We start from the raw sequence: 24,028 nt of genomic DNA on the forward strand, positions 1-24,028 counted from the left end.
CAGTACTGGGATGACACCAAAAGAACTATTGGAATAACACCTTCTTAGTGGAAATTGATCACAATGTTCGTACAGTAAGCACTGACCATTTATTACGTAAATTATCTACAAATTGCAATGTTCTTAGCCGTATCTGTGAGATGGAAAAAATTCAAATTATAAATGAGTTGTATAATAGTATTTATGCAGCATTAAAAGCAAACTCTGATTTAAAGAAATATGTTACTAACATCTATGATTACCTGCCTAAGCAGGTTACTATTCCTTATCTGAGATTGCGCATAGTAAATTATGTTAACCTGCATATGCTATCTAATTTTGCTACAAAAGTAAGATTTTCATGCGACATATATACTTATCATATAAGCAGCATGCTTGCTGCTATAAAGCATGTTAGCTTGGTGGTAAAGAGCATTAGTAGTGAGACCATTTTTGAAAGTAATTGTGCTATGAATCAGCATGATGAAGTTTTACATTCAACAATTAATTTTGATATTTTAATACAAGGAGGTAGCGATGAGCAAATTACAGCTGAAAATTAAAGGTCATGACAATAATTTTGTTGTGCTGAACAATATACGAAACTTAAGGTTTACTTTGCGTAATAACAAAGAGGAGATGAAAGATATTTCCTCTTTTGGCTGGAGAAAAGTGCTTGATTGTGCTGGAAGTAGAAAGATTACAATAAAAATTAATGGCATTTTAAATTCAGTATTGGCTGATGAATTATTGCGTAATTCTGCAATGTTAAACTCTAATAATGATTATGAGATTAGTTTTAATTCTAAGGAGAAGATAAAACTCAGGTGTTCGGTTGAATTGTATGAGAGATATTATGATCCTGCCACTTTTGACAGCTTCACTGTAGTTTTAGCCAGTGCTGAAGTTGTGAACACTTTTCATTAGTGTTAATTTAATTTTTTCATATACAATAATAATAAGTGGGAATAAATTAAAAAAAATTATGAACGATGAGGATCTTTTCGAAGAAGACGATGATAATATTGAAGAGAATAGCGATGACAGAAGAGAAAGGAATTTGAAGAATGAAAATCAGCTGGAAGAGCAGTGCAAAGAGTATTTAAAACCTTTCGAGGATATTTTAAGTCAAATTGATGAAGGAGTTGATAATTTAGATAGTTACGAAAGGGCTATGCAAGTAAAGCGAAGTATAGATAGGCTCATAGAAACCTTATATAGCCAAGCAGCATCTGAGGATATTGATGTAGAACTTGAAACCACAAAGCACACTCGCGATAAATCAGAATCCAAGAAAAGAGTTCTGGAAAAGAGAAAAAAACAATTGATGGAAGAGATCTTAAGTGCTCAACAACAAAAGGAGCTAATGAATAGTAGGGAAAAACATGAAGTAGCAAGTGATGGGGATATTCAGAAGGCAAAAGCACGAGTGAAGTCTTCAATTAGGGGGGTGTTGTTTTCAGTTATTGCTCATAGAATGGATCCAAGAAGGAGGGCAGGGGAAACTGCTGATGACAATGAAAAGCAAGCTCGTATGTACGGTAGAGAAGCAGTTGGCGGAGTTTTAGGTGGATTATTCAAGGCGTTTTTAACTGCAGTTGCTGCTGTTGTGCGCGAAATTGCTAAACCACTTCAACATATGAATACACAAGAGACGTCTTTTGCAAAACAAGTTGAAGAAAGCAGAAACCAGGATTCACAGAAAGGTCGATCTGTGTAGGTCAAAGTATAGTTTCAAAAAAATTTTTGAAACTATACTTCTTACATTCCTCACCTAATCAAAGTTCAGTACTATAATACAGAATACTCTAACTCTGAAGGAAATGTATTTTCCATAATTTCTTGTACTTTATCAAGAAACCCTTGTTCCATTTTACTGGCATCAAATTTTTCTTTTGATGTGTTATTTTTTATTTCCTGATAGTATTCCTTAGCTGCACTCTTTATATCTTCTTGTTTTAAATAACATCTTCCTTCACATTCGTATTTTTTAGATTCTTTTTCTTTTTGACAATTTGTTTTACATTCTTTATACTCTCTGTCGTTGAGAATCTCAAATTCCTTGCTACCCTCGCATTCTGAATTGCATTTAGAAAGTTCTTTTTCTTCTTGTTTATTGCAATAATCATTTTTACATACTTTATCTACCACGTAATTCTCTTTAACAAGTAAATTTAAAAATTCTTGTTTTGGACACATAAGCTCTTTTATTTTATCAAGCAATTCTTGTTTCATTTTCTCAGCATCAACATTTTGAGTTACTACTAACGTTTCTTTTTTTAATAAGTTTATTCTTTTTTCTTGATCTCCTTTCATTTTCTCTGCGTTTAACTGACTTTCTCGGAATTGTTTATTCGCGTCTTCAATTAATTTATCGTACTTCTTATCTATTAATAACTTCATATGGGTTTTATGTTTTTCAATCTCATCATCTGATACTTTTTGTGCCATTTCTTCTTTTTTATTTTTATAGTATTCTTCAGCTGCACTTTTTATAACTTCTTTATTTTTGGTACATTTTGTTCTACAATCCTTTAATTCATTTGAACCTGAAATGTTTCCTTTCTGATTATATTCTTTACGACAAGCACTATAACATTTTGAAAACTCTTTCTTTGTGATCTCTTTGTTAGCTTTCAGAGCCGAGCATTCACTTTGACATGATGGAAGGTCATTTCCTAATGCTATGCCTAATCTAAAATTCGCTAATGATGAAAGGTCTGCCTTATTTGTTAATGTCCCTCTGCAATATTCCTTTTTACATAAATCTACCACGTTAGTGTTTTCAATAAAGTCTCTAAATTTAATTTTTGTATCTACTGCGTTGAGTTTGCTGGTTTCTCCAAACATAAAATTTCTCCTAGTAAATTAATATTTTAATACTTATTAGTAAATTTATTATTAAAATAGCATATTATGCAGTATGTGTATTAAATAATATCTACTCAACGCAAATTACAACAAACGCAGTAGCATAATCTTGATCATCACTTAGAGAAAGGTGTATCTTGTAGTCTTTCGAGATGAAATCCTTTGTGATAGCAAGATGTGGTTTTCCCCTGATATTACTGTATATTTCTATATCTTTCATTATAATTCCCTGGCTGAATCCAGTGCCTAGCGCTTTAACAAAAGCTTCCTTTGCAGCAAAGCGTTTAGCAAAATATTTTGCTCTTACTTCTTGGCTATTATATTTTTTGCTTATCTCTATCTCCTTCTTAGTATAGACTTTATTGAGAAATTTTTCCCCGTATTTTTGTGATATTCTCAATATTCTGGGTATATATACTATGTCAGTGCCAATACCGTATATCATTTTGCACTAAAACGATTTATTGCTTCTTCAACTTGTATTTCCTCTACCTCGCCAGTTGCCCTATTTTTTACTTCAACTATATTTGAAGTTACTGCTTTCTTTCCAATAATTATTTGCCACGGCAAGCCTATCAGATCCATTCTGGCAAATTTCACTCCTACACTTTCGTCCGTATCATCATAAAGCACTTCATCGCTTTTCAAAGCTTTGTATATTTTATCTGCAGCCTCCGTTACTTTTGTTTGTAAATTGATCAAACCAACTTTAAAAGGAGCTACTGCCTCTGGCCAGATAATTCCTTTATCATCATGGAAAGCTTCTATTATTGCGCCAACAAGCCTTGAAACTCCAATACCATACGAACCCATATGCATGTTAACATTTTTTCCATCTTGAGAAGTAACACTTGCCTTCATAGGTTTCGAATATTTATCACCAAAATAAAAAATATGCCCTATTTCAATACCCTTGCTAACATTTAACTGTTCTTGCGGTATAGGACAAATTTTAGGATCATGCATATCGTCTGCAACTGCATATATGCTCTTCAGGCTTTCAATATCTTCACTCTCTAGCAGTTCAGAAAATTTATTGTCATAATATAGAGTGCTCTCACCGGTGTTTGCCAATATATGAAATTCATGACTTAAATTTCCTCCAATTGGTCCTGTATCTGCCCTCACTCCAATTGGAGTAAGTCCCATGCGTTTGAAGATTTTTATGTAAGTTTTATACATCAAATTATATGAATTCAGTGCACCTTCGTAATCTACATCAAAACTGTATGCATCCTTCATCAGAAATTCCCTGCCTCTCATAACGCCATAACGAGGTCTTACTTCGTCACGAAACTTCCACTGAATTTGATATAAACAAAGTGGCAAATCTTTGTAACTTTTTACTGTATTTCTAATCAAATCAGTTACCACCTCCTCATGTGTTGGACCAAAAAGCATATTGCTCCCATGCCTATCCTTAATGCGCAGCATTTCTTTGCCGTAATCATCGTAACGTCCTGACTCTCGCCAAAGACTTGCTGGCTGCACACAAGGCATCAACACTTCAATTGCACCAATTTCATCTCTGATAATATTTTCAATATTTTTAAGTACCAAAAGACCAAGCGGCAGCCAAGAATAAATTCCAGATGCTGTCTGCTTGATTAAGCCCGCACGTAACAAATATTGATGAGAAATAATTTCAGCACCAGCCGGGGTTTCTTTTAAAGTTGGCAGGTAATATTGAGATAAACGCATTTGATAAATCTGATTGTACTAAGTAATCTTAATACAATCAGACCTGTAGGTAAACTTATTTTAAGAAGGGTGCACTACTTCTCTTACCTCGATCTATGACACTTTTAAGTTGACATGCGTGTGCTTTTTCACCAAAACATTTAATCTTTTGACTAACCAAAGAAGATGGTTTTTGCACCTCATTATTCACTGGGTCAACATTATTTGCTTGTGCTCCAGGAGAAGCTTCAGATTTCGTTTGTAAACCAGCAGTCTTAGGCGGTACCAGTGGCTTACCTGCTTTTGGCACAGAATGTAACGGAGATGTAGGTTTAGATTTTTCATTATCATCAGATTCATGACCACTGTCAGGACTCTTGCTTCCTCTTTCATCTTCTGATTGCGGGGTTGAAGGTGTTGAATCTTCCCACTCACTATCGGGTATACGATTTTGATCATCATCTTTGTCATCACTTTCGCTATCTAAGGATTTAGTTACTTCTAGAATAGGAGAATTCTGCATTTTCTCAAGTGCGTTCTTTATCAAATTTGTACCTTCGTTATTACTTAGCTTTTTAGCAGCTTCAGGCTGATAGACAGCTTTTTTCAACTTAACACCCTGCTTTATCTGTGCAATCAGAGCATAACGATCATGCCCAGATTCATTAGCCTTTTTCGGTGCACCATTCTTAGGTTTCTCCGTATACTTGGAAGCTGTAGGAGGAGATGGTGGTGAAACAGCACTTTGTGGCAATGGAGGAGGTGGTGGTGGCGGTGCACTGGGTGTTCCAGACATTACTGGAAATGATGGTGTAGGAGTATTGCTATGTTCAAGTTCTTTTGCTTTCTGTAAATCTTGTGATTGATTTTGACATACTTCGTTGTTTTGCTGTTGTACGTTGTCCTTTCCAACAATTCCTTTCCTTCGGCTTTTGAACTTTTTGTGCAAATCAGCCATCAAATCTCCATTTTCTTGTTGCTTGCCACCTCCTGAGGGTATGGATTTATTATTAGCATTATTCTTTAGAGTAGGTGATGTTGGTGCACTGGATGTTCCAAGCGTTACTGAAAGTGATGATGTATGAGTATTGCTGTGTTCAAGTCCTTTTGCTTTCTGTAAATCTTGTGATTGTTTTCTACCAGGATCAACTTTTTTCTCGCTGTTTATTGCAGAAAGGTGTGAATTGATAAGATATGCAGCTAAGCTCAACATAACCGATGCAGAAACAAAAGCAATAACTGTGAAAAGTACTGGATCACTTAGTGTTACTGAAATCGAAAGATATGTATATATACCAGCTGTAACACTAGATATACATAGCAACAAAGTAGCAATTGAATATTTTAAGGCAGCTGTCTTACTTATTCCAACTAAAGTATTAATCAAAATGGGAGTATCGATTTTTTGTTCTGTTGCAAGTTGAATAGGATTCTCAGATAGCCCTTTTTCTGATTGAGTACTATTGTTAGTTCCTGAAGGTTTTTTACTATTACCATTATCCTGTGGAAGTTTCCAATTCTTTAAACCTCCGGGTGGTAAAGTAGGAGGTGGCGGTGGCGGAGGTGATGTAGATATGTTATTATTAGATAAATCATTAGTAAGCATTCCTCTTCCTTATTATTAATATAATATTAATAATAATTAAATTATTAGTACTTGTCAATAATTTATGAGTAAGTTAATATTAAGATAATAAAATAAAAAGGAAAGAGAGAGGAGCAGTCTTCTAAGAAGAAATAGAAGCTATCTTAAACCTCAAGTCATCACTTTGTTACCACAGCACATCATCGATGTTTTGGTATTCAGAATCATAAAAATAGCTTAGTGTTAGCTATTTTTATGATAACCTCTCTTAAACAATTGATATTTTACAGTGTTTTTGGTAAAATAATAGCTTAAGGCTTAGAATAAAAGTTTATGAGTGAAGCACAAGGTCCAAATATTGCAGAATGGCAGGCACAGCAGCAACACCAGGAAGCCGCTAGTGAGAAAAGTGGTTTCGGTCTTGGTCATAGTGACTCTGTTGCAACAATTGTGGATGGAATGAAGTGGATGTTCAACTTTCATGAAGGAGCAATTGCTGCTTATAATAATGTGTTTGAAGGTTTGGTCAGTGGTAGCAGTCTAGTAACTTTATTTGGGAAATCAGGTAATATGTTTGGCATAAAATTTCTTGAAAACCTTGCGGAATATTTTTCAGGTGGAGGTGGAGAAGATATGCCATCAGAAGGAATGGGTATGGACTACGGTGATGAGGGGCATCATCCGGATGATTATCCCCACGCTAGCAATGAAATGGCTCATAGTGCTGATGGTTTGCATGATATGCATGATGCAGGTGATCATCATGGCCAATCTTTTTCACCTGGTCCTTCACCATCTGTTGGTGATGATCATGAGCTTGGTTACTAAATAACTAAGAAGATTTTATTGTAATTAGTGAAAAAAGTTTCAGTTTTAGGATCAACAGGAAGCATTGGAAAAAAGACTGTAGATTTGCTCTTAAAGAGAAAGGAAGAATATCAGGTGGAAGCACTAAGTGCCAATTCTAACTTTGCTCTGCTAGCACAACAGGCAAATCTACTTAATGCAAAATATGCTGCCATTTCTGATGAAAGGTTCTACAAAGATTTAAAAGAAGATCTACTTGGTACAAACGTCAAAGTAGAAGTTGGTGCTCCAGGTCTAGCAAATGTTGCTTCTCTACCTGTTGATCTCTCAGTTATTGCAATAGTTGGCATTGCAGGCCTTGATCCAGTTATAAAGGTTATAGAAAGCGGTACTAAAGTTATTGCTCTAGCAAACAAAGAGAGTATTGTTTGCGGTGGTAAGTTACTACTTAAAAAAGCTAAAGAAAGGAGCGTACAAATAATCCCTATTGACTCTGAACACAACGCAATTTTTCAAGTTTTGCAAAATGATGATAAATGTGTAGAAAAGATTATACTCACTGCCTCTGGTGGACCATTTTTAAATTATAGCCTTGAACAATTAAAAGATATTACAGTAGATCAGGCACTAAATCACCCTACTTGGAAAATGGGAAAGAAAATCTCAGTTGATAGTGCAACAATGATGAATAAAGCACTAGAAATAATAGAAGCACATCATTTGTTTAATATTAGTCCAAATAGAATTGAAGCAGTAGTGCACCCTGAATCGATAGTACATGGAATTGTCGTTTATCACGATGGATTCAGCTTTGCTGTGCTTGCAGAAACTGATATGGAAATTCCCATTGCATATGCTTTGTCTTGGCCAGAAAGATCAACTTTGAACTACAAGTTAGACTTAACAAAACAAAAAAAATTGACCTTTCAAGAACCAGACCACAAATGTTTTTCTTCACTAAAGCTAAGCATGGAAGTGTTAAATTCTTCTTCTCCACATACAAACAGTATTGTTTTCAATGCTGCAAATGAGATGGCTGTTAACGAATTTTTGAAATCACGAATCGGTTTCTTAGAAATATTAGAGGTAGTAAAATCAACAATAGAAAATTTTGACAAGTACTCTGATATTAAATCACTATCTGACATAACAAGTATCGATTTTGAAAGCCGTATTATTGCTAACAAAATTATTGAAAATAAAGGTATCCGTTCAGCAGAGTGATAAAATAAGGTAGACGAGAAAAGACAACTAAATGGTCAAGTAGACCCATTTCATACTCCTGTCATCCTAGTAGCTGACACTGGGATCCAGAAAAATTTACAAGTAAACTGAGCTTATGCTAAATTCAATGAGATTAAATGAAAACCAGCATCAAGTGCTGGAATTACACCTTACCTGAACAGATAAATCACTTAGCATGTTCGAAATCAACCTGAGAGAAATTTACATCGTTAAGAACTGTATTTGCTCTATACAGACAACCACATCCTATTGCAAAAAAAGCAACGAAGTTGCAACAAGCGGAGTTGGGTTATCAACTGCGAAACATATACCAGCAGCAAGTACTCCAGATAACAAAAAAGCATAAGCACAATCAGTTTGTTTCCTTTTTTGAGCGACTGCTTCTATCTTTAGGAATTCTGGTTCTATTGCTTTCTTGACATGTCCTGCAATACAATCTTTTGGATTTTTGTTTTCATAGTTTTTAATATTAGTTTTGATCTTTGGATGTGTAAGTAATATTTTTACCATGTCTACATTTCCCAACTTGCAAGCAATGTGTAGAGCTGTATTTTTTTCCTTCTTGCCGGTCTTAATTTCCTCCTCTGCACGAGCATAATTTTGAGTTGTAAATCTTTCATTAACAGGTTGTGAATTGTCAAGGTATACACAACCCCTTATATCCTTATCTACTACTTCTCTCCCCTCAAATTCGTAAACTGGATAACCATCATGTTCCTTTGGTCTTCTCTAAATAACAGCTTGCTTGCTTTTAATATTTACATCAATTTTTTTATGCTCTACAAGCAACTTAGCCATAAGCTCTAAATATTGATGTTCCTCGTTATTACTAGTAACAAAAGCTGAAATAATGCACATCAAAGGTGTCATCCCATCCTCAAAAGCGTTAACATTCGCTCCTTCTTTCAATGCTTGTTGAAAATGATTCCAAGCTTCCTCAGGTGTTATTCTTTCACCACTAGCATTTTGAAATTCAATAGCTTTAAACAACTTTTTTGTTGCTTCACTTGTACTAAACATTTTAACCACCTATCACAACAAACTTGATAAAATTATACATAGAAAAAATTAAAATATCAACTATTAAGCTAATGATCCAGAATATACTCCTTCGTTAAAGGAGACTGAGCATTTTCAAAGATTTCTTGAGTACTTCCGAATTCAACAATCTTGCCATTGCAAAAGAAAATTACGCTGTCAGATAATTTTTTAGCCTGCTTCATCGAATGAGTTACCATAATTATGGTGAACCTCAATTTCAATTCTTGTATAAGATTTTCGATTGCGTTGGTTGCCATTGGATCAAGGGCAGAGCATGGTTCATCCATTAATAAAATAGTTGGCTTTACTGCAATTGCACGAGCAATGCATAATCTTTGTTGCTGGCCACCAGATAAATTTAGTGCACTATCTTGCAATCTATCTTTCAACTCTTCCCATAAACCAACCTTAGTTAAACTACTTTCTACTATTTCATCTAATTTTTGCTTATTTTTCACCATGCCATGCAATTTAGGCCCATAAGCAACATTATCATATATTGACTTTGGAAAAGGATTGGGTTTTTGAAATACCATACCAACTTTTGCTCTGAGCAATACAACATCCATATCACGTGAATATATATTACCCAGCCCATCGATTACCAGTTCACCAGTCGCTCTACATCCAGGTACGTAATCATTCATACGATTAAAACAACGCAAAAATGTCGATTTACCGCACCCAGAAGGTCCGATAAAAGTTGTGACTTTCTTTTTGCAAATATTCAAATTTATATCGAATAAAACTTGTTTAGAGCCATACCAAAGATTTAAATTTTTAACGAAAGCGTATTTATCGCTCATACTAAATCCTGCATTGAATAAAGTCCTGGAGTTTTATTCTCGCACAACCATATTGCTGCCTGGACCGCCCCTCTAGCAAACGTTGTGCGGTCAATTGCCTTGTGATTTAATTCTACTCGTTCATCGGAATTGACAAACATGACACTGTGATCTCCTATTACTCCACCTCCACGAGATACTGCAAAGCCTATTCCTCCTTTCCCTCTTATATTTGAATTATTATGTGAATATTGATTGAGCTCAAAATCCACTTTTGCAGCGTTAGCAACTGCTTTACCAAACTCTATAGCTGTTCCAGATGGTGAATCCTTTTTTAAATTGTGATGCATTTCCCAAATTTCAACGTCATACTCATTACCTAAAAGTTTGGCAGCTTCTTTTACCAATTTCAGCAACACATTAACTCCTATACTCATATTTGCTGACCATAATATTGGAACTTTAGCAGCATATTCTTTTAAATTTAGACCTTCTATTCCAGTTGTGCCACTAACTAGCGGTTTTTTAAATTTCACGGCCGCCTTAAGGCATTCTAGCATACATTCTTTAGTTGTAAAATCTATTACAACATCGGACGATTCAAATACCTCACTAATAGAACTTGTAATTTTGATTCCTAAATTGCAATTATTGCCTACAATAGGCCCAATATCTAAGCCTATATACTCACTGCCCAAGCGAGCAACAGCACCTGCTATTTCCACTTTGGTATTCGTAATTAATTCATTGAGTATTTTCTTACCCATTCTGCCTAAGCAGCCTATTACTCCAACTTTGATTTTCATAAAGCTTTTTCCACTATGTTAGGCTTTTTTTGAAGCTTTGTCATCTTTATAAGCTTAGCATATTTAGCCTTACACTGATAAAACTATAGCTATACATCGATGAATCTATTGAAAATTGATACGAAAAATTGTAATTAGTCAATTTTCTCCTATGGAGAAAACTTATAAAGAAAAAAAGAGCACCAAAGGAGGTGCTCTTTTGTGAAGGGTTTGTTTTAATAATAACCGTTTCCTACTATACTTGGATTAGAGACACAATGTCTTTCTGTTGCTAGTGCTCGAGTTGTTGAACTTGGTTATGTAACTTCTGCATCATAAAACTCCTCTGATTCAGTAGTCATTTCCTCAGAGTAAGATCAGATAAATCTTCTCTAAACTTAGAAAGAGATGCAGTAAAAGCATTTATTAACTCTTGTTTTTTTCTTCAATAGTAGTTTTACCTGAAGATTGTCCTTGCTGTGATATGCTTTGTTTCGCAACACTTGTTTCACTTTTTTTACCACCAAACAGCCGCTTACAGCCTGATGAAATTTTTCTTGCAATCCATGAAATTCCTATGTGATCAGCAATCCACTTAAAAAAGTTTTTTATTTTTTTAAACATATTTTACTCCTTAAATTAATAATTTATATTATTATATACAAAGCATAATCTGTCAACTTTTTCTATAGAGAACGTATAAAGAAAAAAAGAGCACCAAAGGAGGTGCTCTTTTGTGAAGAAAAGATACTCTTTATGAAAATGGCATAATAGGTATTGATGAATTTATAGCTGGCTTATCTAGCACCTTACTAGGTTTACCAGCTTCTGAGCTTAGTACCTTGCTATCACTTGCAGGCACTTTAGATGTAGAACTTACAACTTCAGGTTTCTGAGATATTTTATCTATAGTACCAACTGTACGCTTACTATTTAAACCCAACATCTTTTTCATTCCTTCTAACTCACAAGACAAAGTTTTACCATCATCTACCGAGTCCACTATAAAGGATACCGAATTATCGTTCATGACAACAAGTTTGCTATAAACAATTTCGAATATAGCTTCGTCAGATTTGACATTTATATGATATCTTGATCGATCTTTAGAATTCATACCGCTCCCATCTATAATTTCTGGTACATTCTTTTTGTTTGTATGCAGTACTAACTGCTTATTACCATTTTCTTTAATAACACCCCAATGATTGGATTCACCCTTCACTAGTTCAATTACACTATTTTTTTGCGGTTTACTAGACCACAAGTTTTTAATGCTGTTCCAGCCTGATGCAATTTTTCCTGCAATCGACTGAAAAAAGTTTTTTATTTTTTTTAACATATTTTACTCCTTAAGTTAATAATAATTTAATTATTACATAAAAAGTATAATATGTCAATTATTTCATAAAAATTTTAGTACTTGCTTGCAATTTTCAACAATTTAATAGCGCTGGTGTTGACAACTTCCCCGCCAACACGCTTAGTAACAAAAAATCTAACATAAGGTTTGTTTGTATAAGGGTCTCTAAGTATTCTCATTCCTCTGTTATCCACGATCTTATAAGCTTGTTTAAAATCTGCTACTGCAATCATTGTAGGTGGCATATCAGCAGATTGATATACCGGTATTCCCATTAAAGTATCTGGAGTTTCAAGCGATAAACTCGGCTGCCAAAGATACTGACCTGTTTCAGATTTTAGTAGCCTCACGTCCTTTAACGTACTCCTGTTCATCAAAAATGATGCATTTTTAGAGTAATGTTCATTTAGAGAGTAGTACAATATCATTATGGCGTCGCTGTCTAGCTTATCAGCTTTAATTTGCTCTATCTTATTATGACCATTTCCATTTTCGTAAGCTAAAATTCCTTTAGGTTGAAAAGTGCCATCACCTTTAATGAAGGCTTCATTCTCCTTCTTACTGAAAGTTTCGGCAACCTTTTCTACAAGCCAATTTTCAACATTGACAAATGCATCATCGAGCAATTTTTGTGATATTTGCGGCTGAGCATAGAGCTCGTAAGTTGTGATGGAAATCTTTTGAATTTTAGGTGTACTTGTGTCTTGTGCAAAATCATACTTGGATTTATAGCCACCATCTTCATCTTCTACTGTTTCACCACTCCAACCTGCACCAGCACGGTCACAATCTTCTATAATATAATCCAGCGTTTCAGTAGAGATTCTTTGACTAGAACATATTTGCCGCATTGGAGATGAATCAGCTATACGCTTGTTTATCCGTTTTACAATGTGAGGAGTAACTAAATACCCTCCAATATCATTGTCATCTCCACTTAGGGTTTTGTGTGATAACCTGTTTTCCATTCCTTTGCGGATATAATCAGAAAAATATTTATCACCTGTATTAAAATCTGTGCTAATCTCTGGGCGTTGAGCTGAAGTTTCAATAAAATCTAAGCGCTCTTTGCAATTATCAATATTACTATTTATCTTGCATAGCTGCTCAGGTCCTTTGCTTTCGATTTCTTTTAGTTTGCGATCATTTATTAATTTAAATTGCTCCCATGATGAAGCGAGTTCATTAACACGGTGAGCGATATCAGTAAGTGACATAATAGCCTCCTTTAAAAATAAAATTAGAATAGTATTGTAGTTTGAAGGTAATCTTTATCAGTAATCTCAGTACCTTTTTGTTGTCATGCAAACTGCATTCAGAAAAAAGACCGGTGAATGGCAGCTTAGTATAACTCAAACGCTTGTTTACAATATGGATCCCAGTGCTGGGATGGCGCCCTTATGGTAAACAACGTTCATACAACTGTATATGTATAATGCTCGAGCCTGCCATTCACCGGTCTTTTTTCTCGATTCTAGCATTGGCTTCATGGTAGATACAAATGAACGTAAGCTACTTGGTAGTGAGAAAAAAATAATAATGATTACTTGTTGAAGTAAAAAAAGGTAGTGTAGTATTACACCACGGTAAATATTATACTTAATTGTTAGCACTATACAGCATCCATTTTTTTGTGTCAAGCATTTTTTTTCGCTGCGTATCTGTTCAGAAGAATGTGCAAATAAAGTACGTAGCTGTACAAATTTGCCAAAACAATAAATGGTATCCTTTGATTATCCTCTTTTTATCATTTCAGTCACAGCTGTACGAACATTGTGGCAATTTGCATAGTAAACAGTGTCAAGCACTGGGATGACACCCATTTAGTTATCTTTTCTCGTCTACCTTGTTTTGCCACTCTGCTGAACGGATACATACCGTTTGTTGCTTTTATTCTATGGTACCTTATCTACCTTGCCGCTCTCCTGCTTCAATCAGTAAGGGATTTCAATATTAATTCTGCACTACTTGCGGGATTGCCGCTTTTTGTAATTGGTCTGCCAATTACGATATAATCAGCTCCTGAATTTATTGCTTCTTTTGGTGTTGCTGTCCTTTTTTGATCATCATGACCTCGATTCATACGGATTCCTGGAGTAATAATTTTAAAGTCTTTACCACATCCTTGGCGCACTTCTTGAGCTTCTAGTGCAGAGCAAACTATTCCATGCAGTCCAATCTTTTTTGCAAGCTTTGCCAGCAAAATTACCTGTGATTTTGTTTCTCTTGCCACTCCGAGTTCACTCAGATCTTCATTGCCCATACTAGTTAGTACTGTTACTCCAATTAGCTTTATTTTCTTTCCTTGCACTACACTTAGTGCTTCTTTAAGCATTTTTGTTCCACCACTGATATGCAATGTTAGCATTTCAACATCTAGAGCTTTTATTGCTTCAACTGTTCTAGCTACAGTGTTTGGAATATCATACAATTTTAGATCTAAAAAAATTGGTACATTGCATTTTGCAACTTCTCTCACTCCAGAAGGACCATGTGCAGCAAAAAATTCTAACCCAAGTTTTACCATGCCAACCTTATCACGCAGACCATTAGCCCAAGATATGGCTTCATTCAAATCTTGTGTATCCAGTGCGCATATTATTGGGTTCATTATCTTGTATAATTTTTTTTATAATAAAGCTAGTTATTACGTTTTGCAAATACCTTCACTCTGATTAAGTTCATAAGATTCTGTCAATAGTGAATTTGGCGATTTGGTTGGGGTGGCAATGAATGATTCATATCCAAGATCTCCCAGTGAAGCTTCTTCTAATGGTCTATAATCTTCACCTGGCATGAATTGAACAAGTTGCCCTAATATAAATTTTATTTTCTGAGTCTCCCCTAATATTATTTTTTTGCTATAATCTTTAATTGTTTCATTTTCTCTTATCGATTCTTCTATCTTATCTATCACATATTGAAGTTGTTTTATTTGACTGTCTCGCTCTAAAAGTGAATTTCTTAAATTTTTCACTTCGTTATTACAATCTTGTCTTATTCTGTCTAACTCAAAAGATTGATTTTTAATTAAACCATCTGCTTTATCTAGCTCTTCAAATTTCCTTTTTAACTCTTGAGATAAGTTTTTATTTTTCTGATCAATTTCTTTAAATTTACATTGTAATTCATCTAATTTCACACAAAGTTCTTCTTTTCTTTTATGTAATTCTTCTTTTTTCATATATAGTATATGTTTCTCTTTACGTAATTTGTCTATTTCCTTAGATAACTCCTCTTTTTCTTTAGATAATTTCTCTACTTCCTTATATAATTCCTCATATTTATCATTGTCTATTTTTCTTTTCAATTCGATTATAAGTTTTTTCTTCTCAGTTAGATTAGCTTCTTTTTCCTGTAACTGTTTACACAAATATGAGATTTTATGGAGTAGTTCTTTTTCTTGTGCAGCAAGCTCATTTTTCTCCTTCGTTACTTTTTCTAATTCGTCTGTTATTCCAATTATATGGATCATTTTTGCTTCTAATTTCTCCTCCAAAGATTTTTTTTCTTTAAGAAAAGATTTCCTCTCAGCTTCTGCTTTTCGACCAAATTTTCTTCCTTCCTCGTATAAATTATGCTTTTCTTGAGTCAACTCACGCTCTTTGTGAGCAAATTCCTTTCCCACTTTCCTAGTGTCAATAATTATTTTATACAAAATCATAAAAGCCAAAACAGATAATACAGCTAAAGCGAGAATTAAAGAACTAGGTACATTAATAAGCGCTAAAGATGTAAGTAACGTGAGAGTAGCCAGAGAACTAGCTATAAAATAAAATGTATTATATTTATTAAGTAAATTGCTCATCACCCATATACAAAACTTCAGCAGTCTTGTATATATTGATTAAAATTGTCTTACCTGTAGCTTATCTACTGCATCCATAAAGACATAGCAATATTTGTTGTATCTTCTAAAGGTGATAGATTAGTATTGCTAATACTTGTATTAGGGCTTCCTTGCCCTGAATTTTCTTTATTTTTTGAGCTTTTTTTCTTCTTTTTTGGAAATTTTTGTTCACTTTGTAACTTTTGTTCTATGGTATTCATCTCATTGAATTCCGTAATTGGAGAGATAGAAATATCGAAAGATTTTTTAGAAAATTTCCTTATTTCCTTTGGTGTAGATGCGTAAAGCGATTTTGGTCTCTGAAATTGACCGTTACCAAGCTCATTTTCGCCTACTCCTTCAAGCTGTGATGAATTTCCATTATTTATATCTAAAGAATGATTTAGTTCGCTCTCGGCTTGTTCAGATTTTTTTACTTCCTCAAGAATATTTTCTACCTCTTCGTCACCTACTTCCAGGTCTTGTTGCATTTCACGCAATCTATTAACTAGTTCCTCAAATGCAAGCTGTTTTATAGTTATTTCACCTGTGTTGACTTTATAACTACAACGCAAACCAACAATATCCTTAAGCAAAAGGATAAACTTTTGCTGCAGAAAAAATACATGTTTTTCTGAAAGTGGAGTTTGATCCTTCAAGCATGAAATTTCTTTTTCCAGAATAGATCTCTTAGATAGTAATTTGTCGTACTCTTCAGAATAACTTTGACTTTCTTCTTCCAAAGCGCTTATATTATTTTTCAACTCTCCACTTTCTTTTCTTTCTCGACTAAAACTTTTTTCTAACTCTTGAGTCCTATCAAAATATTCAGCTTCTTTCTCTTCCGATTGCTTACTTAGTTCTTCTAAATCTACAGTTAGTTTAATCACTTCTTGAGTTTTTTCATTTAACTTTTCTTGTAATCGTCTTTTTTCTTCTTCTAAATACCATGATTTAAGTCCTAGATCAGAAGCTTCAGACCTTTCTTTTTGCAACTGCGCTTCTAACTCTGCTATTTTTTTCTCTTTCGCTGCTAAACATGTCATCAATTCTGTTACTTTTTTAGATTCTAATTCATGTGATTGACTTTCTAATCTCTGGATTTGACTATATTTATCACCTAACTCTTTTTGAGTATCATTCAATTTTTGTTTTAATCTTTTATTTTCATTCACTGCTACAGCCACACTGTACTCTAATTGCCTTATTTGATCCTTTAGTCTTTGTACTTCAACATCTAGACCTTCAGCAAATTCTTCTAAATCTTGCTTTTCTTGCACTAATTCAGCTTTTTCTTTACTTAACTTTTGTATCTCTTTTTGCGCTTTCCTTAACTTCTCCTCTAACTTTTCCTTCTCTACTTTTCTCCTTTCAAATTCACTCTCTACCGAATCACTTAGCTGCTTGAGTTTTTGTGTTACTTCAGCCAAAACTTCATCTTTTTCCCTTACCTTTCCATTTAATTCCTCCACCTCTCTCATTTTTTGCTGTAATTGTTCTAATATAGTTTGATTATTTCCAGTTAATCTTGTATTTTCTTTTTCCAATTTATTAATTCTTTCGTTTAAGCTGTCGTCTACAACTTGTGCAATTTTGTCTTGCATTTTAGTACTGCCTATTTGAGCTTCTTTGCTGCCAAGCTCAATTTCTTGAGTTGTTTGAATGTTAATATTTCTATTACTATTTTCTATCACAATCTCAGATGATTTATGATTGCCTTTCTCCTTATTTCTAAATTTTATTTGATACAAGAATAAGTTACCTATTTTTACATCTTTATTTGCTTTCAATTGATCATCAGTAACACGATTACGCTCGATAAGTTCTATACCATTAGCATCAATATTAATTATAATAGTGCACTTTTTTCCGTCCTCATCACACCAATTCAGAGTCATTTCGTATGCACCATCAGTTACAACATAGTGCCTTATTCCTTCTTCAGAAACAAAACCGTGCATTCCATTTTTTCCATTGCTATGCAGAGTTGAAAATCCTGAAATTCCATTATCTTGACAGAAATTACTATTCAAAAACTCACTGACTTTGAATTTGTTTTTATTAGCTCCCAATTTAACTTCTGCACAACTACCATATATTGACACTGTTTCAACACCACTTTCAATATACCCACTCAATACTTTTTTAGCATCATCTTGAAGCTCTAGTCTCGCCTCCTTTACATTATTGAAATCTTGGATAACGGCTTTATACACTTCATCTTTATTAAAATTGGCATTGTATTTTATTAAAAAAGATAATATGTGAAAACTAGCTACAGCAGTGTGAATTGATTTATTCTTTTCTTTTATCTTACCGAGCAAAAACAAAAACCTTTGAATGAAGTCATGATAATCATCTTTTTGTTCTTCAATTTTATTATCATATGAATTACCAATCATTATTATCTCACAACTAAATAATTAGTATAGTAATACGAATGCTAAGTTACATCAATCAATAAACTTACAGTAAATTTTCCATTCTCAGTTATAAGCTCTGCTTCTGTACTCTCAACCCATTCTATCACTTCAGCATTGCAAACTGACTGCAAATCATGCTGAGCAGAATAATTTAACTCATCCTCTTTTACACTCGCTTTTATCATCAACTTTTGTATAAGATGCTTAACTGATACGTTATTATCTGATTTTATTTTTCTCACAAGGTTTAATATCTGCACGAAATTATCTCCCATTTCTTCAGAATACTTATCATAGATAAGTTCTTCCTTGTTAGGCCAATTACTTTTATTGTGAACAGAGTTATAACTATACAACTGATGATATATTTCCTCTGTAATGTATGGCAAAAATGGTGCAAATAACCGCAAAATAATATTTAGTACATATGCCAAACTCTGTTTCGCACTCATGTTTGCCTCGCTGTCCAATGCATCTCCATATGCACGTTTTTTAACTAACTCTAAGTAATTATCACAAAAATCTTTCCAAAAAAATTCTTCTATTGCGCTCAAAGCTTCGCAGTATTCAAACTGTAATAGGTTGTTCGTCGTTTTTTCTATCACTTTATATAATTTGGACAATATCCACTTATCCATCGTCTCACTGATGGAATTTATGCTCAATGCTTGATGTTTTTCCATAAACATGGAAACAAATTTGCTAGCATTCCAAAGTTTCGTAACAAGTCGTTTGCCAATTTTGAAGATATTTTCAGAGTAGACTGTGTCAACTCCAAGTCTTGAGTTTGCTGCCCAATAGCGTACTACGTCAGCTCCATAGGTTTCAAGCATTACATGAGGAGTGATGATATTACCTTTTGATTTACTCATCTTTTTTTTATCATCAGCCAAACACCAACCACTAATCATGATATTTTTCCACGGCAGTGAATCTGCATGATAATGTGCCTTCAAAATCGTATAAAAAGCCCAAGTTCTTATTATCTCATGGCTTTGGCTGCGCAGATCTGCAGGAAATATCTTATCATACCGATGGCTTGGTAAACCGAGCTCACTGTTTACTGCCAGTGCACTTAGTTGAGGAGTGATCGCACTTGTTGCCCAAGTATCCATCACATCTTGATCTGGAGTAACTTCTTCTCTGCTATAGCCTTTCGGCAAACCTTTTAATGGATCGATAGGTAAATCCTTTACTTCAGCTAGAATGATTTTGCCTTCTTCTCCCTTACGTTTTGAATACCAAACTGGAAATGGTACACCAAAATAACGCTGTCTTGAGATGCACCAATCCCAACTTAGCCCTTCTATCCACACCTCCATACGTTTACGCATAGATTCTGGATGCCAATTACATTTACTCACTTTATCTAATACTTGAGTTTTTTGCTCTAAAGTCTTGACAAACCATTGATAAGTAGGTAATATTTCAAGCGGCGCACCAGATCTTTCAGCACATTTAACAGAATGAGAAATGCTAGTGCTTTCTATTAAAAGTCCTTTTCCACTGAGGATTTCAATGATCCTCTTTCTTGCTTCTTTAACTTTTAGTCCATGGATCCCAGTGTCAGCTACTCGGATGACACCGGCATGTGTCTCCTCTGTCACCTGAGTAGCTTGATACTGGGCATCTTTCTCCCCTGTCATCCCAGTGCGTGACACTGGGATCCATTTTTGATCACACACTGCATGCAGGTTTATCCTTCCATCCTGATCAATTATAATTGTCACCGGCAGATTATGCTTTTGCTGCCAATATATGTCGAGCTCATCACCGAATGTACAGCACATAACAAGCCCAGTGCCTTTATCTATTTTGACCTTATCATCAGCTATTATTGGAACTTTTGCCTCTGTAATTGGCACTACGGCTATTTTTCCAATCAGATGGGTATATCGTGCATCTTCTGGATGACAAAAAACTGCAACACATGCAGGAAGTAACTCAGGTCGCGTAGTTGCAATATGAATCTGCTCATTTTTTTCAGTGGAAAAAACTATCGTGTTCAAAGATGACTCAAAGACTTTATCCTCTATTTCTGCTTGTGCAATTGCAGTTTTATCAACTGGGTCCCAAAGAATAGGTTGCATTTTCCTGTATGCATATCCCTTATTATATAGATCAACAAATGACATTTGAGAAAGTGCCACAGCTTCCCTGCTGATCGTGTGATATTCCAAACTCCAATCATAACTAATGCCGACTGATTTAAACAACTCCTTAAATTCTTGTTTTGACTTCTCAATAACTTCATGGCACATCTCTATAAATTTTTCTCTGCCAACTTCTTTTGCACGGGTTTTATAGGTTTGCTCAACTAACCTTTCAGTCGGAAGACCATTATCATCAAACCCAATTGGATAAAACACATCTTTTCCCAGCATGCGTTGAAACCTTGCAATAAAATCCGTATGGCAATAGCTAAATATATGGCCGATGTGCAACTTTCCTGATATCGTTGGTGGAGGAGTGTCTATAGTAAAAGTGTTATTCTCTTCACCATTCCATTTATAAACTTTACTTCCTTCCCATAATATGTTGTATTTATTTTCAATTTCTCTAAAGCTGTACTTTTCTTCTAACATAAATATTTTTCAGTTTTAAGCTTTAAGTTAGCACAATTGAGCAAATACAGCAATTTTAATGTCTGACATTTTAGTGTCCCCCTTCGGGGATTGTCCCGCCTTGAGGCGAAGGGCAAGTTACAATAGTCGCGTATGCGACGTTATGGGTATAATGCACACTCTAAGTACGATATGAGAGTACACTTGGTATGGATTCCCAAATATCGCAAAAGGGTGATAATAGGCCAAATTGCTGTTAGAGTTAGGGAGCTGCTAAGGCAGGTTACTATGGAAAATGAGATCCAAATTATCTCAGGCAAAGTTGCAGTAGATCATATTCATATGTTTATATCATATAAACCACAGCAAAGTGTTAGTAAAATTGTACAACTTTTGAAAGGAACAAGTTCAAGGTTGCTGATGCAAGATTTTGCAAGTCTAAGTAAGCAATTTTGGGGCAGGCACCTTTGGGCACGTGGATATTGAGCCGTAAGTTCTGACAGACGAGGTTATACAAGAGTACATATCTATCCAGGAAGGCGAGCCACTTCATGACAATGATCAATTTCAAATTGATTAAAATTTAACCCTTCACCTTGTAGGTGATGGTTGTTGAGTTTATAATACAAAATTTCTTGATTTTAGTTTTTTATGTATTACACGATAAATTTTTAGTATTGAGGTTTATTATGCCTGATTTTAAATTTTCTGATTTACAAGATCTTGTTAATGCTCTATATGATCCATACTATCTGCCCTCCAACGAAAAAATAAAACTAGCAGAATTGCTTGAGGACGTGTTGGAACTAGAAGTTAAAAAAAGCTCAGAAGATGCAATAGCTACATTGAAAGATAAAATAAGAAATGAATTAAAAAATGAAATGAAAAGTGAAATGAAACAAAAAATAAATAAACTTGAGCAGCTAGAGGCGGAAAATAAAGACTTACAAACTAAAAAGGATAGAGCTAAAGGGTTAAATAGATCCTTAGAATATGCAAGGAAGACAGCTCAGAACGAAAATATAGAATTAAAAGCTGAAAAAAATAAACTAAATACTCAAATCCAGCATTCACAGCAAGAAAAGAAAATATTAGAAGTCAAAAATGAAGCAAATAAACAACTAAAAGAAAAAGCAACATACATCGCTACTGCTAGTACTGGTCTTGCTGTTGGGTTAGTAGTGTATATTACACTTGAACATACAACTAAATTGGACATGTGGTTAATCGTTGTTATAGCAACAGTATCTGCATTCTTAGCTGGTGATTTAATAATGAAACCTAGCTCTCAAGTAAATGGAACACAAGAACCACAAGGAGTAGCAAATAAGAATTCAGTGTAGCTTGATATAGTTTTTTTCATTTTACTGCCTTTCCAAATTTGAAGCAGGTTGTTTGAGCCATAGTACAAAGTAAATATAGTAATTTTACACTAAAATTTTTAGTTTTGTTTCTGTGGGTTAGTTGGTACGAGCCTTGCCTTTAAGAAGATGTAAAATCACAATTATTACGAATAACATTCCACCAATAACTGATATAGCTCCACCCGTAATAAAACAAGCACGTGCCAACATTGATGAAATACTTGGCAGATCTGCCACTTTTCTTAAGGCACCATATCCACCAAGCCAAACAAGTCCAGTAATGTGGAGAAAATGTCCCAAGCTATATGCATAAATCTGTAATCTTACTATGGAGCTTTTTATTTCTTTACAGCCCAATTTTGGTAACAGCCAGTAGACAAAATTCATAAAAGCTATAGTAATACCAACCACAGAACCGTGATAATGCGCAGGGATAGTGACATTTCCTTCAATAGTTAGCACTCCAAGCACACCTCCATAAATGAACAATACAAACGAGTGGAGAAGATAATTGCCCTTATCATTGAGCAGAGTTTTTATGTTGCAATACACTAATATTGTTAAAAAGCACGGCAGAACTGCTCCAGCAATTCTCATATGCCAGGTAAAAAACTGTATCAATTCAGCACTATCCGCCGAATAAATAAAGTATATAAACGGCGCACCTACGGTCAAAATTGTGTTTATAAATAGTGGTAAAATGGTAATTTTATTTAGACTAATATAGCGAGCATTCAGTATGATCAAATAAACTAAAAACATTGCTTGAGCAAAGGCAAACTGCAGTAAATGTCCTCCTCCCCAAAAGAGATATTCATAAAATAAATTCTTGTCTGAGTGATATAGACCTGGAGGCATATTTTTATGTGCTAAAACAACACAAAGAAATGATGACACAAGTATAATGACCAGGCCAATTTGTCCGATTGAAAGATATGAGTCTTGTTTATTTGATATGTAGGCTAGAGCTGTATTTATCAATATGCTGGTAATGAAAAGACTGAGTCCAAGTAAAAATAATTTGTTTTGTAATACAGGTATATAGTTACTTTTGATAACTTCAGTATTTGGAACAAATGCAGATATAAACATTAGCAGCATGGAAAGGATTGAGAGAGTCCATGAGAAGTTAAACCAATGATTGGTGTTTTTTAAGTTTATGATGAAGAGCAGAGATATTATAGAGCACATCCATACCAAAATTGACAAATTTACGTGTATCACCAGTGCATTATCAAAGATATATTGTGCAGAAGGAATGAGAGAAGAAATAAAAGGCAATCGTAGAAAAATAACAATTATTGACAGCAGTCCAGAACAAGCAAGAGCAAGTACTGCCAAGAATATCCATTGTCTGCAAAGTGAAGCGTTATTTTGTATGTTGAGCATTTACTTTTAGGTACTATAGCATAAGACAATGTACATTTTTCAAATTGATATGCATAGTTTAAATGAATGACATTACAACAATATCTTTCATCGTGAAAATGCTGCGTCCATTTCCATTTCATATTATGGTAATATTACTGACAGCGTTAGTCTGGGCTATCGAAATGTGTTTTAATCAATACTTGAAAAAATTATTACAGTAAGAGAATCTTTACATAATGGCATGACATTACGTTAATGCTTTTGATCCAAAATTAAGAACATTTTCGTTGTGATTTACGTTTCTAGTATGTATATTAATGAATCTTGTTTTCACTA

Annotated in this window: 22 protein-coding genes and 1 pseudogene; 7 read left to right on the top strand and 16 right to left on the bottom strand. The window is 34.3% G+C overall.

What is annotated here, in order from left to right; translation table 11 throughout:
• Positions 1–140: 140 nt before the first annotated feature.
• From gp17 to OPR30_RS02460, 3 genes are read left to right on the top strand one after another with little or no spacing between them, the layout of a single operon-like run.
• Positions 141–542, top strand: a complete 402-nt coding sequence (gp17, locus tag OPR30_RS02450; protein WP_264374690.1) for a tail completion protein gp17 — start codon at positions 141–143, stop codon at positions 540–542.
• Entirely contained in the window at positions 517–906 is a 390-nt protein-coding gene (locus OPR30_RS02455; RefSeq protein WP_265031035.1) for a phage tail protein, read from the top strand. The genes gp17 and OPR30_RS02455 overlap by 26 nt, the downstream gene beginning before the upstream one ends.
• A gap of 58 nt (positions 907–964) precedes the next feature.
• On the top strand, positions 965–1,699 hold the full coding sequence (locus OPR30_RS02460) for a hypothetical protein (RefSeq protein WP_265031036.1): 735 nt from the start codon (positions 965–967) through the stop codon (positions 1,697–1,699).
• Between the two features lie 71 nt (positions 1,700–1,770).
• Here OPR30_RS02460 and OPR30_RS02465 read toward each other — a convergent pair whose 3' ends face one another.
• The 4 genes from OPR30_RS02465 to OPR30_RS02480 all read right to left on the bottom strand — a co-directional run bounded on the left by OPR30_RS02465 (position 1,771) and on the right by OPR30_RS02480 (position 6,136).
• Positions 1,771–2,829, bottom strand: coding sequence for a hypothetical protein (locus tag OPR30_RS02465; protein ID WP_265031037.1), 1,059 nt, complete (start codon positions 2,827–2,829; stop codon positions 1,771–1,773).
• Positions 2,830–2,920: 91 nt separating this feature from the next.
• Positions 2,921–3,295 carry a holo-[acyl-carrier-protein] synthase gene (locus tag OPR30_RS02470; RefSeq protein ID WP_007302804.1) on the bottom strand — a complete coding sequence of 125 codons (375 nt, stop codon included), beginning with the start codon at positions 3,293–3,295 and terminating at the stop codon, positions 2,921–2,923.
• On the bottom strand, positions 3,292–4,551 hold the full coding sequence (gene proS / locus OPR30_RS02475) for a proline--tRNA ligase (RefSeq protein ID WP_265031038.1): 1,260 nt from the start codon (positions 4,549–4,551) through the stop codon (positions 3,292–3,294). The genes OPR30_RS02470 and proS overlap by 4 nt, the downstream gene beginning before the upstream one ends.
• 55 nt (positions 4,552–4,606) lie before the next feature.
• Positions 4,607–6,136 carry a hypothetical protein gene (locus tag OPR30_RS02480; RefSeq protein WP_265031039.1) on the bottom strand — a complete coding sequence of 510 codons (1,530 nt, stop codon included), beginning with the start codon at positions 6,134–6,136 and terminating at the stop codon, positions 4,607–4,609.
• Between the two features lie 312 nt (positions 6,137–6,448).
• Between OPR30_RS02480 and OPR30_RS02485 the strand changes: the two genes are divergently transcribed.
• Together OPR30_RS02485 and dxr are read left to right on the top strand one after the other, a co-directional pair.
• On the top strand, positions 6,449–6,943 hold the full coding sequence (locus OPR30_RS02485; protein ID WP_265031040.1) for a hypothetical protein: 495 nt from the start codon (positions 6,449–6,451) through the stop codon (positions 6,941–6,943).
• Positions 6,944–6,970: 27 nt separating this feature from the next.
• Positions 6,971–8,146, top strand: coding sequence for a 1-deoxy-D-xylulose-5-phosphate reductoisomerase (dxr, locus tag OPR30_RS02490; RefSeq protein ID WP_265031041.1), 1,176 nt, complete (start codon positions 6,971–6,973; stop codon positions 8,144–8,146).
• Positions 8,147–8,413: 267 nt separating this feature from the next.
• On the opposite strand, the gene OPR30_RS02495 is transcribed toward dxr, so the two are convergent.
• The 11 genes from OPR30_RS02495 to OPR30_RS02545 form a co-directional block, all read right to left on the bottom strand.
• Positions 8,414–8,692, bottom strand: a complete 279-nt coding sequence (locus OPR30_RS02495) for a hypothetical protein (protein ID WP_406829200.1) — start codon at positions 8,690–8,692, stop codon at positions 8,414–8,416.
• A 204-nt stretch (positions 8,693–8,896) separates the two neighbouring features.
• Entirely contained in the window at positions 8,897–9,187 is a 291-nt protein-coding gene (locus tag OPR30_RS02500) for a hypothetical protein (RefSeq protein WP_265031042.1), read from the bottom strand.
• Between the two features lie 68 nt (positions 9,188–9,255).
• Positions 9,256–10,014: a phosphate ABC transporter ATP-binding protein PstB gene (gene pstB, locus OPR30_RS02505; RefSeq protein WP_264682728.1), complete on the bottom strand. Its 759-nt coding sequence runs from the start codon at positions 10,012–10,014 to the stop codon at positions 9,256–9,258.
• On the bottom strand, positions 10,011–10,799 hold the full coding sequence (dapB, locus tag OPR30_RS02510; protein ID WP_052264993.1) for a 4-hydroxy-tetrahydrodipicolinate reductase: 789 nt from the start codon (positions 10,797–10,799) through the stop codon (positions 10,011–10,013). The genes pstB and dapB overlap by 4 nt, the downstream gene beginning before the upstream one ends.
• A gap of 405 nt (positions 10,800–11,204) precedes the next feature.
• Positions 11,205–11,402: a hypothetical protein gene (locus OPR30_RS02515; RefSeq protein WP_149168885.1), complete on the bottom strand. Its 198-nt coding sequence runs from the start codon at positions 11,400–11,402 to the stop codon at positions 11,205–11,207.
• Positions 11,403–11,532: 130 nt separating this feature from the next.
• On the bottom strand, positions 11,533–12,120 hold the full coding sequence (locus tag OPR30_RS02520) for a hypothetical protein (RefSeq protein ID WP_265031043.1): 588 nt from the start codon (positions 12,118–12,120) through the stop codon (positions 11,533–11,535).
• 74 nt (positions 12,121–12,194) lie between these two features.
• Positions 12,195–13,358 (bottom strand): phage major capsid protein, encoded by a 1,164-nt coding sequence (locus tag OPR30_RS02525; protein WP_265031044.1) that lies wholly within the window; start codon positions 13,356–13,358, stop codon positions 12,195–12,197.
• Positions 13,359–14,071: 713 nt separating this feature from the next.
• Entirely contained in the window at positions 14,072–14,752 is a 681-nt protein-coding gene (gene pyrF / locus OPR30_RS02530; protein WP_265031045.1) for an orotidine-5'-phosphate decarboxylase, read from the bottom strand.
• 36 nt (positions 14,753–14,788) lie between these two features.
• Positions 14,789–15,949, bottom strand: a complete 1,161-nt coding sequence (locus tag OPR30_RS02535) for a hypothetical protein (protein WP_320109775.1) — start codon at positions 15,947–15,949, stop codon at positions 14,789–14,791.
• A gap of 65 nt (positions 15,950–16,014) precedes the next feature.
• On the bottom strand, positions 16,015–18,372 hold the full coding sequence (locus OPR30_RS02540; RefSeq protein ID WP_265031047.1) for a coiled-coil domain-containing protein: 2,358 nt from the start codon (positions 18,370–18,372) through the stop codon (positions 16,015–16,017).
• A gap of 41 nt (positions 18,373–18,413) precedes the next feature.
• Positions 18,414–20,978 (bottom strand): valine--tRNA ligase, encoded by a 2,565-nt coding sequence (locus tag OPR30_RS02545; protein WP_265031048.1) that lies wholly within the window; start codon positions 20,976–20,978, stop codon positions 18,414–18,416.
• A 132-nt stretch (positions 20,979–21,110) separates the two neighbouring features.
• Between OPR30_RS02545 and tnpA the strand changes: the two are divergent.
• Both tnpA and OPR30_RS02555 read left to right on the top strand, forming a co-directional pair.
• Positions 21,111–21,537, top strand: a pseudogene (gene tnpA, locus OPR30_RS02550) (IS200/IS605 family transposase).
• Positions 21,538–21,646: 109 nt separating this feature from the next.
• A complete protein-coding gene (locus OPR30_RS02555) occupies positions 21,647–22,300 on the top strand; it encodes a hypothetical protein (protein WP_264374707.1) in 654 nt (217 codons plus the stop codon).
• Positions 22,301–22,417: 117 nt separating this feature from the next.
• Here the strand turns inward: OPR30_RS02555 and OPR30_RS02560 are convergent, their stop codons facing one another.
• Positions 22,418–23,710, bottom strand: a complete 1,293-nt coding sequence (locus OPR30_RS02560; protein ID WP_458694713.1) for a cbb3-type cytochrome c oxidase subunit I — start codon at positions 23,708–23,710, stop codon at positions 22,418–22,420.
• Positions 23,711–24,028: the final 318 nt, after the last annotated feature.

It is taken from the genome of Wolbachia endosymbiont (group B) of Athalia cordata, from assembly GCF_947251845.1.
Lineage (GTDB): Bacteria > Pseudomonadota > Alphaproteobacteria > Rickettsiales > Anaplasmataceae > Wolbachia.

Excerpts from the sequence above, each read along its gene's own strand:
- gp17 (WP_264374690.1), top strand. The coding sequence starts at position 141 with ATGGAAAAAATTCAAATTATAAATGAGTTGTATAATAGTATTTATGCA.
- OPR30_RS02455 (WP_265031035.1), top strand. The coding sequence starts at position 517 with ATGAGCAAATTACAGCTGAAAATTAAAGGTCATGACAATAATTTTGTT.
- OPR30_RS02460 (WP_265031036.1), top strand. The coding sequence starts at position 965 with ATGAACGATGAGGATCTTTTCGAAGAAGACGATGATAATATTGAAGAG.
- OPR30_RS02465 (WP_265031037.1), bottom strand. The coding sequence starts at position 2,829 with ATGTTTGGAGAAACCAGCAAACTCAACGCAGTAGATACAAAAATTAAA.
- OPR30_RS02470 (WP_007302804.1), bottom strand. The coding sequence starts at position 3,295 with ATGATATACGGTATTGGCACTGACATAGTATATATACCCAGAATATTG.
- proS (WP_265031038.1), bottom strand. The coding sequence starts at position 4,551 with ATGCGTTTATCTCAATATTACCTGCCAACTTTAAAAGAAACCCCGGCT.
- OPR30_RS02480 (WP_265031039.1), bottom strand. The coding sequence starts at position 6,136 with ATGCTTACTAATGATTTATCTAATAATAACATATCTACATCACCTCCG.
- OPR30_RS02485 (WP_265031040.1), top strand. The coding sequence starts at position 6,449 with ATGAGTGAAGCACAAGGTCCAAATATTGCAGAATGGCAGGCACAGCAG.
- OPR30_RS02500 (WP_265031042.1), bottom strand. The coding sequence starts at position 9,187 with ATGTTTAGTACAAGTGAAGCAACAAAAAAGTTGTTTAAAGCTATTGAA.
- pstB (WP_264682728.1), bottom strand. The coding sequence starts at position 10,014 with ATGAGCGATAAATACGCTTTCGTTAAAAATTTAAATCTTTGGTATGGC.
- dapB (WP_052264993.1), bottom strand. The coding sequence starts at position 10,799 with ATGAAAATCAAAGTTGGAGTAATAGGCTGCTTAGGCAGAATGGGTAAG.
- OPR30_RS02515 (WP_149168885.1), bottom strand. The coding sequence starts at position 11,402 with ATGTTTAAAAAAATAAAAAACTTTTTTAAGTGGATTGCTGATCACATA.
- OPR30_RS02520 (WP_265031043.1), bottom strand. The coding sequence starts at position 12,120 with ATGTTAAAAAAAATAAAAAACTTTTTTCAGTCGATTGCAGGAAAAATT.
- OPR30_RS02525 (WP_265031044.1), bottom strand. The coding sequence starts at position 13,358 with ATGTCACTTACTGATATCGCTCACCGTGTTAATGAACTCGCTTCATCA.
- pyrF (WP_265031045.1), bottom strand. The coding sequence starts at position 14,752 with ATGAACCCAATAATATGCGCACTGGATACACAAGATTTGAATGAAGCC.
- OPR30_RS02535 (WP_320109775.1), bottom strand. The coding sequence starts at position 15,949 with ATGAGCAATTTACTTAATAAATATAATACATTTTATTTTATAGCTAGT.
- OPR30_RS02540 (WP_265031047.1), bottom strand. The coding sequence starts at position 18,372 with ATGATTGGTAATTCATATGATAATAAAATTGAAGAACAAAAAGATGAT.
- OPR30_RS02545 (WP_265031048.1), bottom strand. The coding sequence starts at position 20,978 with ATGTTAGAAGAAAAGTACAGCTTTAGAGAAATTGAAAATAAATACAAC.
- OPR30_RS02555 (WP_264374707.1), top strand. The coding sequence starts at position 21,647 with ATGCCTGATTTTAAATTTTCTGATTTACAAGATCTTGTTAATGCTCTA.
- OPR30_RS02560 (WP_458694713.1), bottom strand. The coding sequence starts at position 23,710 with ATGCTCAACATACAAAATAACGCTTCACTTTGCAGACAATGGATATTC.